General features: G+C 42.9%; 9 protein-coding genes. 5 read left to right on the forward strand and 4 right to left on the reverse strand.

Features of this window, described 5'->3' with window-relative positions; genetic code table 11:
* Positions 1-176: 176 nt before the first annotated feature.
* From DXA54_RS05680 to DXA54_RS05690, 3 genes are read right to left on the reverse strand one after another with little or no spacing between them, the layout of a single operon-like run.
* Positions 177-1364, reverse strand: a complete 1188-nt coding sequence (locus DXA54_RS05680) for a porin (RefSeq protein WP_004296387.1) — start codon at positions 1362-1364, stop codon at positions 177-179.
* A 15-nt stretch (positions 1365-1379) separates the two neighbouring features.
* The gene (gene ansB / locus DXA54_RS05685) at positions 1380-2438 is read right to left on the reverse strand and encodes an L-asparaginase 2 (RefSeq protein WP_120079089.1); all 1059 of its coding nucleotides are present in this window, start codon (positions 2436-2438) and stop codon (positions 1380-1382) included.
* Between the two features lie 34 nt (positions 2439-2472).
* A complete protein-coding gene (locus DXA54_RS05690) occupies positions 2473-3783 on the reverse strand; it encodes an anaerobic C4-dicarboxylate transporter family protein (protein ID WP_004302365.1) in 1311 nt (436 codons plus the stop codon).
* Positions 3784-3961: 178 nt separating this feature from the next.
* Between DXA54_RS05690 and DXA54_RS05695 the strand changes: the two genes are divergently transcribed.
* A complete protein-coding gene (locus tag DXA54_RS05695) occupies positions 3962-5395 on the forward strand; it encodes an aspartate ammonia-lyase (RefSeq protein ID WP_120079090.1) in 1434 nt (477 codons plus the stop codon).
* A gap of 1122 nt (positions 5396-6517) precedes the next feature.
* Here DXA54_RS05695 and DXA54_RS28170 read toward each other — a convergent pair.
* Complete coding sequence (locus DXA54_RS28170; protein ID WP_032852397.1) at positions 6518-6808, reverse strand: hypothetical protein; 291 nt, start codon at positions 6806-6808, stop codon at positions 6518-6520.
* Between the two features lie 53 nt (positions 6809-6861).
* On the opposite strand from DXA54_RS28170, the gene DXA54_RS05705 reads away from it, so the two are divergent.
* The 4 genes from DXA54_RS05705 (at position 6862) to DXA54_RS05720 (ending at position 12566) form a co-directional block, all read left to right on the forward strand.
* Positions 6862-7293: a hypothetical protein gene (locus DXA54_RS05705; RefSeq protein ID WP_004310904.1), complete on the forward strand. Its 432-nt coding sequence runs from the start codon at positions 6862-6864 to the stop codon at positions 7291-7293.
* Between the two features lie 200 nt (positions 7294-7493).
* On the forward strand, positions 7494-8069 hold the full coding sequence (locus tag DXA54_RS05710) for a porin family protein (RefSeq protein ID WP_099145743.1): 576 nt from the start codon (positions 7494-7496) through the stop codon (positions 8067-8069).
* Between the two features lie 192 nt (positions 8070-8261).
* Entirely contained in the window at positions 8262-10718 is a 2457-nt protein-coding gene (gene priA, locus DXA54_RS05715) for a primosomal protein N' (RefSeq protein WP_004296377.1), read from the forward strand.
* A 51-nt stretch (positions 10719-10769) separates the two neighbouring features.
* A complete protein-coding gene (locus DXA54_RS05720) occupies positions 10770-12566 on the forward strand; it encodes a DUF4091 domain-containing protein (RefSeq protein WP_120079091.1) in 1797 nt (598 codons plus the stop codon).

The raw sequence follows: 12566 nt of genomic DNA on the forward strand, positions 1-12566 counted from the left end.
TTTGTTTGCGCAAATTTCATTGAATGTTGAATAATATATTGATAATCAATATAGATAAATTTCTTTAACGAGGAAGAGTATTGATTTAAAAAGACCGAACATATAAGAATACCCGATAACTGTTGTAAGAAGCTATCGGGTATTTTTTATTGTCAGCTCGGTTTCTTGCTTTAGGATTAGAATACAGGCATCTGCCAGATAAATCCTACAGAAATACGGTTAGTACTATAATTCTCCTGTCCCAGCACCTTGGCGCGGGAAGTGAAATCATACGAACGTCCCACGTAGGTAACAAAGAAGTGCAGATTGGTTTCCATCGGGTAATATTCGATACCGCCCAGATATCCCCAGGAAGTACGGTAATTTCCCTTCTCTATTCCCTCGGACGCCTTGCCTACGGAAGCCGTCTCATACATACCCTTCACAAAAACATTCCATTTCGGAAGAAAGCGGTAATTACATTTGGCAACAACCGAAAGATAGTTAGCATCAAAAGCGTTATGCCCGCCCGGACGACCTACGATACTGGTAATGATTCCTTTGCGGTCAATATCCTCTTTTGAATACATGAAATCGACAAAAGCATTCCATTTTCCAAGATTTAACTCGTTACCTAAAGCATAATAATACATATTGTGACTTTTGGCCTCGTTCATAACAGAAGCCGACCAACGGGTTTTAAATACATTATTGAAATTACCGTTCCAGTTCAATGTATAAACCAGTGGCATTTTGCCCGATTTCAGATCGGGGAGATTACCTTCGGCATCCTCTGTGATTCCGTAAGTATTATCGAAAGAACTGTTACGGCTGTTCAATATCTGCAAGTTAAGCTGCTGTTCGGGAGTAATGTTATAACCCACATTCAATCCGGTCATGAAATTACTCATGTAATCAATCATATCACTGTATTGATAGATGTCAATCGGATTCAGGTCGAACTCGATACCACCGTATGCGGCACATTGCTTTCCTGCAAAAAGACTAAACTGGTCATTCAGCTTGATACCGATTCCGGCATAGTCGATAGAAGTCGGGAGGTTATCAATCATGCCGTTTGCATCGTTCGAGCGGTTGAGGCGCTGACGATAGCGGTAAGACAGCCAGTTGTTGATATTTCCTTTGGCTTCGATACGAAGCTGGTGCATATTAAAGTCACCCTCCTGAAAACCATTCTGGAAATGAGCGTCAAAGCTCCCTTGCATATTCAGATAAAGATTGAATTTATCTGTTTTCTTTTTCACGTCTGTCAGCTCTTCAAACAGGGGAGTGTTCGGATTGAATTTCTCCTTTTTCTCTGTTTTTTGAGCATATATTCCCTGTATGCTACCCGCGAGGAGCAGCATGAATATCCATTTTTTCATAAGTAAGTCAGGTTTTTAGTATTCGTTGAAATATTGCTGAATCTGTTTCCAGTCTGTAGTTTTTGTTAGTGCAAGCATTAACAAAACACGAGATTTCTGCGGGTTCAGTTCCTGCGAAGCCACAAACTGATATTTGGCGTCGTCCACCTCTGCATCCAGTGTGGTAGGTCCGGTCGGGACACGGGAAGAACGAACGACAAGAATACCTTTTTGGCGGGCATCCGTCAGTACCGGGAAGATGTTCTGGTGAATATTTCCGTTTCCTACTCCTGCGTGGATGATGCCTTTGTACCCGTTGCTAAGCATCGGAGTTACCATATCGGCCTCAATGTTGGAATAGCTGTACACGATACCTACTTTAGGAAGCGCGTTCAGATGAGTGACATCAAAAACGGACTGGGTAGTATGTTTCTTTAGCATTACTTGGTTGTAGAACACTTTTCCGTTCAGTACATAACCCAGTGCGCCGGAGTTGGGAGCCTGGAAAGTTTGTACATCGACCGTATTCATTTTAACCGTGCTCTGCGCTCCGAGGATCAGGCCGTTCATGGCAACCAATACCCCTTTGTCTTTCGATTCTTTTGCGGCTGCGGTAACAACGGCATTGTAAAGGTTCAACGGGCCGTCGGCACTTAGAGCGGTAGACGGACGCATGGCGCCTACTAATACCACCGGTTTGTCACTCTTGACAGTCAGATTCAGGAAGTAAGCAGTTTCCTCCATGGTGTCTGTTCCGTGAGTAATCACGATGCCGTCAATGTCCGGGCGTTTCAGTAGTTCATTGATTTTCTTGGCAAGCGTCAACCAAACCTGGTCGTTCATGTCCTGCGAACCGATTTTGACAATCTGTTCTCCGGTTACGTTGGCGATGTCTTTAATTTCAGGCACAGCATCGAGCAGTGCGCCGATGGCAACTTGTCCTGCCGTATAACTGGTTCCGGTAGCCGAGCTTCCCGTACCTGCGATGGTTCCTCCCGTAGCAAGAATATGAATATTCGGTTTTGCGGCGAATGCCATAGTTACGGAAAACAGTAGTGTGACTACTACCAGTCCAAAGCTTTTGAATTGTTTCATAACTGAATGATGTTTAGGTTAATAATATGATCTATTAGAATATTTGTATAAAAAGCAAACCTAGTGCAATAGCCACAACGGTCGATACCAGACCGGGCATCATGAACGAATGATTCAACACATATTTGCCGATTTTTGTTGTCCCGGTACGGTCGAAATTAATCGCAGCCACCACGGTAGGATAATTCGGAATAAAGAAATATCCGTTCACGGCCGGGAATAAAGCGATCAGCATATAAGGAGAAATCCCTAACGCAATGCCCAGAGGGACGAGTGCCCGTACAGTGGCAGCCTGGCTATATAGCAGGATAGACATCACAAACAGGGCGACACCGAACAACCACGGCATTTGTTGCACAATTCCCTGGATAGAGAGAGTCAGCTGTCCCATATTTCCCTGAAGAAAGGTATCTCCCATCCAGGCAATACCGAAGATGGCAATCACCGCCTGCATACCTGCCGGAAATACAGAACCTTGCGTTGCTTTGATCCCGTCTGTCTTCGTTACTAGCAGGATAATTGCGGCAGCCGACAACATCACGATTTCGATGATAGAAGACATTCCCAAGGTGACAATTTCCCCATCAATCAGGAAACTGGGGCGCATTCCTTCAAAAGAACCGAAAAGCACGATAAAAGCAGTTGCCAATATAAAGATGATAACGGAAATCATTGCCGAACGTTTGTTCTTGACACTTTTAATCTCCACCTTTTTATTGTTGAATAAACCTTCTTTCAATCTTTTCTGATATTCGGGATCTTCCACCAGTTCCTTACCGATTCTCATGGAAAACAAGGCGCCTACCAACACTCCAATGATGGTGGCGGGAATCGTAATTTTGAGAATGTCGAACAGGGTAATGTCGAATCCGGCTAAAAGTCCGAGAAGTGCCACGGTAGCGGCAGAGATCGGACTTGCCGTAATGGCCTGCTGGGAAGCGATGACGGCAATACCTAACGGACGTTCCGGACGGATTTTTGTTTCGGTGGCAACCTCTGCAATTACCGGCAGTACGGAATAAGCCACGTGTCCGGTTCCGGCTACAAAAGTAAAGAGGTAAGTCACCAGCGGACTAAGCAGAGTGACGTGTGAAGGATTTTTACGAAGCAAATGTTCTGCCAGTTTCACCATATAGTCCAAACCTCCGGCTGCCTGCATGCAGGAAGCGGCAGAGATTACGGCGGCAATCATTAACATAACGTCGATGGGAGGCGCAGTGGGCTGTAAACCAAAAACGAACGTGAGTATTGCCAACCCTACGCCTCCCATTACGCCAAGTCCGATACCTCCCAGGCGTGCGCCAATAATAATGGCTGTCAGAACAAATGCTAATTGTAATATCATAGATTGCTGTTTTAAATTCAAAAACAAAGATAAGCGATTCTTCTCTTTGTATTTTCTTTTTCTTCTATTTACAACAAAAAAGTCTTTGAATAGTTTTTGCATATTTATTAAAACAATAACATCGCTGGTTGGTTATTATAAGAACTAACGAAAACGTTATTACTATAAAACAACCGATATGGAACAAAATTTATCAAAAAAAACTCGTACAGAGAGTGACCTGATAGGTAGTCGTGAAGTGCCGGAAAGTGCACTCTATGGAGTACAGACACTCCGTGGCATTGAAAACTTTCGCATCAGCAAGTTTCATTTGAATGAATATCCTTTATTCATTCAGGCATTGGCCATTACGAAGATGGGAGCCACCATTGCCAACCGTGAACTGGACTTATTGACTGAAGAACAAGCGGATGCTATCTTGAGAGCCTGTAAAGAAATACTCGAAGGAAAGCATCACGAGCAGTTCCCCGTAGATATGATTCAGGGAGGAGCCGGTACGACCACCAACATGAATGCCAATGAAGTGATTGCCAACCGGGCATTGGAACTGATGGGGCATCAGCGGGGAGAATATCAATTCTGTTCGCCTAACGATCACGTCAACCGTTCACAATCTACCAACGATGCTTATCCTACAGCCATTCACATTGGACTGTATTATACTCATTTGAAATTGGTTAAGCATTTGGAGGTTCTGATCGAGTCTTTCCGGAAGAAAGCGAATGAGTTTGCACATGTCATCAAAATGGGGCGTACCCAATTGGAAGATGCCGTACCGATGACTCTTGGGCAAACTTTTAATGGCTTTGCAAGTATTTTGTCACATGAAATAAAGAACCTTGATTTTGCTGCACAGGATTTTCTGGCAGTCAATATGGGAGCAACAGCCATTGGAACAGGAATCACTGCCGAACCGGAATATGCGGAGAAGTGCATTGCCGCTTTGCGCAAGATTACGGGATTGGATATCAAACTAGCAGACGATTTGGTGGGAGCTACTTCGGACACTTCCTGCATGGTAGGTTATTCGGGAGTGATGAGGCGTATTGCTGTTAAAATGAATAAGATATGTAACGACTTGCGGTTGCTGGCTTCCGGTCCGCGTTGTGGATTGGGAGAAATCAATCTGCCGGCAATGCAGCCGGGCTCATCCATCATGCCCGGAAAAGTGAATCCGGTGATTCCTGAAGTGATGAACCAGGTGGCCTACAAGGTAATAGGAAATGACCTTTGTGTGGCCATGAGCGGTGAAGCAGCTCAAATGGAACTGAATGCAATGGAGCCGGTGATGGCACAATGCTGTTTCGAGTCTGCCGATTTGTTGATGAATGGTTTTGACACTTTGCGCACCTTATGCATCGACGGCATTACGGCTAATGAAGAAAAATGCCGGAGAGATGTGCATAACAGCATTGGAGTAGTGACAGCCCTGAATCCGGTGATCGGATATAAGAACTCTACTAAAATAGCCAAAGAAGCATTGGAAACAGGGAAGGGAGTTTATGAACTAGTTTTGGAACATAACATTCTTTCTAAGGAAGACCTAGATACTATCTTAAAACCGGGAAATATGATTAAACCGGTGAAGTTGGACATTCACCCGAATCGTTGATTGATATATAGTAAGTGGAGATTGGTTTAAGATGAGATGGAGGTGTGTCATAATGAATAATAAAACGCAGATTAACGCGAATTATCGCAGATATAATTTTACAATTAGTTGATTAATGTATCAATATAATTGAAATAATCTGCGATAATTTGCGTTAATCTGCGTTTTGACACACTCTGTTTTGATTATTTATTACTTTGACCTTATACGGGAATAATTGCTAATTTATTCGGCGAAATGGTTATTGTTTATTACTTCGAAAGCGACGAACTTTGCAATATCATTCGTTGTTAACCTAATAAGCAAGTCTTGAACCTGCAGGCTTGAAACTAAAGTTTCCCCTATGGGGGAACAATGGTTTCCCTACGGGGAAAATGTAGTTTCCTTACGGGGAAAATGTAGTTTCCTTACGGGGAAACTATAGTCTCTCACCGGGAAACTGTTAGTATCATTACATGAGACTGTCATTCGTCCTATTGAAAACTGGAACTTTCCTACTGGATAAGCCATTTGCAATCTTATATGGTATGATGCTTTCATCTGTATCTATACGCTCGTTTCACCTGTTGTTTCAGATGATATTAAACCATTGATCAGGTATTATCACTCCATTTCCCATGTGTTAATACCTGATTTTTCAACTATTAATGGCTGAAGTCTAAAGTGTTAATACTTGAGGTGATAGCTGTTAATACTTCTTGCGGAAATAATTAATGTTCAGTACATCAGATGATAACAGTTTGTTGTAGGTGCAGATTAGTGGAAGCGCTTACGTGATGGCAGGGTGAGGGTAACTTTTCCCCTCCCCCTGCCATCATCTTTACCCTCACACCTGTAATGCCGATGAATAAAGGGATTGAACCAATGGGGGAGGGTGTGAGGGTAAAAACTGCTACAACTTTTATTTGTGAGAAATATTTCAGTAATCAAGAATGAGAAGTAGAGCCATCTTTTGTCAGATTCATTTTAATACATAACTTCCAGTATTTATTTCCATATTTCGACTGCGTTTCAAAAAAAACATATATCTTTGCCGTACGCTTTCAGCCCATCAGCGTGATGGAATAGGCAGAAGGTGGTTTTTATTTCCATTATGGAGTAAAAGCGTATTATCTCTCGATCTTAGAAATAGCCAATCCAAACAAAGAGAGATGATACGGTAGATACTCCACGTGAACGGATGTATATCAACATATTCGTAAGAGATGTGTTATATATAAACGATTGACGTGGGTGTCTGCTGTTATCATTATCTTTTGTGCGGGTGTAGCTAGCCTTAAGATCGGATAATGGTACAGCAGCATCTGCGTCTTTCTTGTATTCGGCCGGTAATAAATTGCCCCAATTTAACCTAGCCAATCCCCACCCGGCAGACTGCAAAAAAGCGTGGATGCCCGTTGTGCTAATATACATGAATAAAATATTATTCATCCCTTATTTGTATCACACATGAAAAAACAAACGCTATGGCACAATGGATTAGTATAGAAGAGGCAGCCGCAAAGTACGGATTCGAGACAGAATATATCTGGGTCTTGATAGAGATGCGAGAAATCACTGTGGACTACGAAAGGTCGGGCATCGACATCATCAGTGATGACAGTGTTCAGGAGTTTATGAGTCGAAATGAAAAAGGGGCTACCTTGATGTATATCGAAAAACTGGAACGATATTGCATAGATAAATCAAAACTTTGTTCAATATACCTATCACTTTTAGGAAAACAGGACAAAGAAATCACAAGATATAAAGCAGCCGGAATCCTCTATGATACCTTACAAATCAAATGGCTGAAACAATGTGACCGGTTGCGGAAGTTGGAAAAAGAACTCGTCTTGGGGCAGACTACTTGCTGTACCTGTTGGCTGAAAAGAATCTGTATGAAAATCAGGAAGTAAAATCGGATTAATTCAATACTTATTTGCTAAAATATCAATTGCTTCATAACCGTACCAATTAGATAAAATCGAACTTATAAGAAATTCTTATTAGTTCGTCAGGAGGGACAACGACGTCTTTAAATGAACAAACAACCAATAATTTGTGTTTATTTAATCTAAATATATATCTTTGTCCCGAATTATAAACACGTAAATTTATGAAAAAGATTTTTGGTGCTTTAATGATTGCTATATGTATAGCTATGGCAATGCCTGCTCAGGCGCAGATACACTTTGGTGTAAAGGGAGGTTTGAACTTGTCAAAGGCGAGTTTCTCTAATGTGAGCGAAAACTTTAAAAAGGATAATTTTACAGGTTTCTTTATCGGTCCGATGGCCGAGTTTAATATTCCAATCGTAGGGTTGGGAGTAGATGCATCTTTGCTTTTTGCTCAACGGGGTATCAAAGTTTCAGAAGGGAATGATGATATTACTGTTAAACAAAACGGTATTGATATTCCTGTAAACCTGAAATATACCATTGGCTTGGGAAGTCTGGCTGGTATTTATCTGGCTGCAGGTCCTGACTTTTATTTCGATTTTGAAAAGAAATCGGGAATTGATAAGAAGAAAGCTGAAGTAGGTATCAATGTGGGTGCCGGTTTGAAGTTGCTGAACCATTTGCAGGTGGGTGCTAATTACAATATCCCATTGGGTAATACTGCTGATATTGAAGGAACAGATGCTTCTTATAAGACTAAGACTTGGCAAGTGTCTGTAGCCTATATTTTTTAAGTAGTCTATCACTTTACATAGTATTTGAAAAAGAGTTTCCGATAACCGGAAACTCTTTTTTGTTTGGGGGTGTCCTGTTGCGCTCTCAAATATATTTTCTCCAATTCTCGTATGAAGTAGAGTTTTTCTTTTTAAGTGTTCTCTCTCCCTTCTTTTAAATCCCCGTTTTTTTATTGTATTTTTGTAGCTGCAATGAAAAAGTACGTAGATGTCATATTACCGCTTCCGCTTCCGAAGAGTTTTACTTACTCTTTGCCGGATGAATGTGCGGAAGATGTGAAGATAGGTTGCCGTGTGGTAGTCCCTTTCGGGCGGAAGAAGTTTTATACGGCTATCGTCCTTAACGTTCATTATTGTGCTCCAACGGAGTACGAAGTGAAAGATATATCTGCATTGCTGGATGCTTCTCCCATTCTGTTACCCGCTCAATTCAAATTTTGGGAGTGGATAGCTGATTATTATCTCTGTACACAAGGCGATGTCTATAAAGCGGCACTTCCCTCCGGCCTGAAACTGGAGAGTGAAACGATTGTTGAATATAATCCTGATTTTGAAGCGGATGCGCCATTGCCGGAACGTGAGCAACGTATTTTGGATTTACTTGCCGTAGATTCGCAACAGTGCGTCACTAAACTGGAGAAGGACAGTGGTATCAAAAATATTCTTACGGTCATCAAGTCTCTGCTCGATAAAGAAGCGATTTTCGTAAAGGAGGAGTTGAGGCGTACTTATAAACCTAAAACAGAGGCACGGGTTCGGCTTGCGGGTACAGCGGATGAAAAGCGGCTTCATATCCTGTTTGATATTCTGTCTCGTGCTCCGAAGCAGTTGGCATTACTCATGAAGTATGTGGAGTGTTCCGGCGTTTTAGGAGCGGGAACTCCGAAAGAAGTCTCCAAGAAAGAACTGTTGCAGCGGACTAATGTGGCTCCTTCTGTATTGAATGGATTGGTGGATAAGAAGATTTTTGAAATCTACTACCATGAAATCGGGCGGTTGGATAAGCAGGAGAAGGAGATTGTCGAATTAAATCCTTTGAATGAGTTTCAACAGCGTGCATTTGATGAAGTCGTGCAGTCTTTTCAGGAGAAAAATGTCTGTCTGCTTCATGGGGTAACGTCCAGTGGTAAGACTGAAATTTATATCCATCTGATAGAAGAAGCGATTCGTCAGGGAAAGCAGGTGTTATATTTGTTGCCGGAGATTGCATTGACCACTCAAATCACGGAGCGTTTGCAACGGGTCTTCGGTGCTCGTCTGGGTATCTATCATTCTAAGTTCCCTGATGCCGAACGGGTTGAAATATGGCGGAAGCAACTGGGAGAGAACGGGTATGATATTATTCTGGGTGTTCGTTCTTCTATTTTCCTGCCTTTCCGAAATCTGGGATTGGTGATTGTGGACGAAGAGCACGAAAATACGTATAAGCAACAAGATCCCGCTCCCCGCTATCATGCGCGTAGCGCGGCTATTGTACTGGCTGCCATGTACGGAGCTAAAACCCTGTTGGGTACGGCCACTCCCTCTATCGAGTCATGGCAGAATGCAAGAGAGGGAAAATATGGTTTCGTACAACTGAAAGAACGATATAAAGAAATCCAGTTGCCGGAGATTATTCCGGTGGATATCAAGGAACTGCATCGCAAAAAGCGGATGGTCGGACAATTCTCGCCACTTCTGATACAATATATGAAAGAGGCTTTGGAACAGAAAGAACAAGTGATTCTCTTTCAGAACCGTCGTGGGTTTGCTCCGATGGTGGAGTGTCGTACCTGCGGTTGGGTGCCTAAGTGTAAGAATTGCGACGTAAGCCTTACCTATCATAAAGGAATCAATCAATTAACCTGTCACTACTGCGGTTATACGTATCAACTGCCGAAATCCTGTCCTGCCTGCGAGGGAACAGAACTGGTGAACCGTGGTTTCGGTACGGAAAAGATTGAAGATGACATCAAAATCCTTTTCCCGGAAGCTGCCGTTGCCCGGATGGATTTGGATACTACACGTACCCGTTCCGCCTATGAGAAGATTATTGCAGACTTTGAGCAGGGAAAGACGGACATATTGATCGGTACGCAAATGGTATCAAAAGGGTTGGATTTCGATCATGTCAGTATAGTAGGTATATTGAATGCCGATACCATGTTGAATTATCCCGATTTCCGTTCCTATGAGCGTGCTTTTCAGTTGATGGCACAAGTAGCGGGACGTGCCGGGCGTAAGAATAAACGCGGACGGGTGGTATTGCAAACCAAGAGCATCGATCATCCTATCATTCATCAGGTCATTGCCAATGATTATGAAGATATGGTAGGCGGACAATTGGTGGAACGTCAGATGTTCCATTATCCTCCTTATTACCGGCTGGTATATGTTTATCTGAAAAATCATAATGAAGCGTTGCTGGATCAGATGGCGGCAGTGATGGCGGATAAGTTGCGGGCTGTATTTGGCAATCGGGTATTAGGCCCGGATAAACCTCCTGTTGCCCGTATCCAGACTTTGTTTATCAAGAAGATTGTTGTCAAGATTGAGCAGAATGCCCCGATGGGACGTGCACGGGAATTGTTGCTACGCATTCAGCGCGAGATGTTGGCGGACGAACGCTATAAATCTTTGATTGTTTATTATGATGTAGACCCTATGTGATTTAATAATTTTCCCCCATATAATAACCTTTAATCATTTAATTAACTAACCATGAAACGACTTACTATTTTTTCTCTGACTTGTCTCTTTAGCATGGGTGCAGTTTTTGCCCAGCGGGGAGTAACTCAATGTGGTGTTCCGACAGGACAACCGAAGTTCCCTTTACTGACTTATCAGGAGTTGCCTGATCCTACTGCACCTTCTGATAAAGAGTGGGTAGCGGTGACTTCCACCCAAGTTTCTTGGGGTACAACAGATGTACGGTATGCAAAACATCAACTCCCGCAGTTGAAGAAACAACAGACTGTTTCCCTGAAAGGCTGGCGTGGCGAACGTGTGAACGCGCAAGCTGTTGTGTGGACAGGCGTAGAACTGAAAGACCTGAATTTCAGCTTTGGTGATTTTAAAGACAAAAAGGGAAATGTTCTTCCCAAAGATGCATTTACAGGTGGTTTTGTCCGTTATGTGATGACGGATGAATTGAATAAGGATGGGAGAGGTGCCTGTGGACATCGGAAGTCTATAGATTATGATTCATTATTGGTGGCCGATCCTATTGATACCAACCTGAAAACGATGGCTTTGCCCGCTCGTACTGTTCAACCGGTTTGGGTGCAGTGTTGGATTCCTCAATCGGCTACTCCCGGAACTTATCAAGGGGAGTTATTAATTAATGATGGCTCGCGTTTATTGCAACGCCTGAATCTCGAAATTACCGTTTCTTCCCGTGAACTTCCTCAACCTTCGGAATGGGCTTATCACTTGGATTTATGGCAAAGTCCTTATGCAGTGGCACGTTATTATCAGGTTCCTTTATGGAGTCAGGAGCATTTTGACGCCATGCGTCCTTTAATGAAAATGTTGGCAGATGCCGGACAGAAGATTATTACGGCTACTTTGACGCACAAGCCTTGGAATGGTCAGACAGAAGATTATTTTGATACAATGGTCACCTGGATGAAACGGGCGGATGGAACATGGGCTTTTGATTATACAATCTTCGACCGTTGGGTGGAATTTATGATGAGTGTAGGCATTGATAAACAGATTAATTGTTACTCAATGGTTCCCTGGGAGTTGTCATTCCAATACTACGATCAGGCAACCAACTCTTTGCAATTCGTGAAAACTGCACCGGGTGAAGCGGCTTATGAAGAAATGTGGGGAGCGATGCTTGCCTCTTTCTCCAAGCATCTGAAAGAAAAAGGATGGTTTGATATTTGTGCTATTGCAATGGACGAACGTCCGATGGAAGTAATGCAGAAGACGTTGAAAGTGATTCGTAAAGCTGATCCGGATTTTAAAGTATCGTTGGCTGGAAACTATCATGAGGAGATTGAGCCCGATCTATATGATTACTGTATTGTCATCGGACAGAACTTCCCGGAAGAAGTGCGTCTGCGTCGTGTTGCCGAGAACAAGCGTACTAATTATTATACTTGCTGTACGGAAGCCCATCCCAACACGTTTACTTTCTCTGATCCTGCGGAAGCAGCCTGGATGAGTTATTATTCATCTAAGAAACATCTGGATGGTTATCTGCGTTGGGCATATAACAGCTGGCCATTGGAACCGCTGCTCGATTCCCGTTTCCGTAGTTGGGCAGGCGGAGATACTTACCTTGTATATCCGGGAGCTCGTAGCTGTATTCGTTTCGAGCGTTTGATTGAAGGAATACAGGCGCATGAGAAGATCAATATCCTTCGTCAGGAATTTGAGAAAAAAGGAAATAAGGCCGGATTAAAGAAGATAGAAAAAATGCTTGCTCCGTTCAATTTGGGTAGTATGCCGGAAATCCCGGCCGCAATAACCGTGAACCGGGCTAATCAGATACTGAACTCTTTTTGA

Origin of the sequence: Bacteroides sp. OF03-11BH (genome assembly GCF_003604005.1) — a bacterium.
GTDB classification, from domain to species: domain Bacteria; phylum Bacteroidota; class Bacteroidia; order Bacteroidales; family Bacteroidaceae; genus Bacteroides; species Bacteroides ovatus.

Coding starts and splice junctions, on each gene's coding strand:
- DXA54_RS05680 (WP_004296387.1), bottom strand. CDS start 1,364: ATGAAAAAATGGATATTCATGCTGCTCCTCGCGGGTAGCATACAGGGA.
- ansB (WP_120079089.1), bottom strand. CDS start 2,438: ATGAAACAATTCAAAAGCTTTGGACTGGTAGTAGTCACACTACTGTTT.
- DXA54_RS05690 (WP_004302365.1), bottom strand. CDS start 3,783: ATGATATTACAATTAGCATTTGTTCTGACAGCCATTATTATTGGCGCA.
- DXA54_RS05695 (WP_120079090.1), top strand. CDS start 3,962: ATGGAACAAAATTTATCAAAAAAAACTCGTACAGAGAGTGACCTGATA.
- DXA54_RS28170 (WP_032852397.1), bottom strand. CDS start 6,808: ATGTATATTAGCACAACGGGCATCCACGCTTTTTTGCAGTCTGCCGGG.
- DXA54_RS05705 (WP_004310904.1), top strand. CDS start 6,862: ATGGCACAATGGATTAGTATAGAAGAGGCAGCCGCAAAGTACGGATTC.
- DXA54_RS05710 (WP_099145743.1), top strand. CDS start 7,494: ATGAAAAAGATTTTTGGTGCTTTAATGATTGCTATATGTATAGCTATG.
- priA (WP_004296377.1), top strand. CDS start 8,262: ATGAAAAAGTACGTAGATGTCATATTACCGCTTCCGCTTCCGAAGAGT.
- DXA54_RS05720 (WP_120079091.1), top strand. CDS start 10,770: ATGAAACGACTTACTATTTTTTCTCTGACTTGTCTCTTTAGCATGGGT.